This window comes from Chromohalobacter sp. HP20-39 (assembly GCF_033052815.1).
Taxonomy (GTDB): Bacteria; Pseudomonadota; Gammaproteobacteria; order Pseudomonadales; family Halomonadaceae; genus Chromohalobacter.
The window spans coordinates 1-240 of sequence record NZ_JAWHTP010001104.1 but is presented as its reverse complement, the minus strand read 5'-3'; the positions used below and the strand labels follow the sequence as shown (position 1 = coordinate 240).

Annotated in this window: 1 protein-coding gene; it reads left to right on the top strand. The window is 64.2% G+C overall.

The features are described from left to right. A partial coding sequence (locus tag RVY79_RS21335) for a hypothetical protein (protein WP_317466622.1) occupies positions 1-240 on the top strand: 240 nt, incomplete at both ends.

Here is a 240-nt window from a genome sequence, read left to right as displayed (position 1 = left end):
GCTACCGGTGATGATGTTGGCCGAAGGCGCAACCGTGCGCTCGCTGGCGCAGAAGATCGCCGAATCGGTGCGTGCCGGGGCATCCGAGGGCCAGGACGCGGGCGCCGCCAGCGAGATGGAGCAGCAGTTGGCTTCCCTGTCGGCTATCCACGGCACGGACCTCAGCAGCGAAGATCTCCAGAAGATGGCCAGTGAATTGCGCACCAACCGTTCGATCAACGATGTAGCCACCGAGACGAC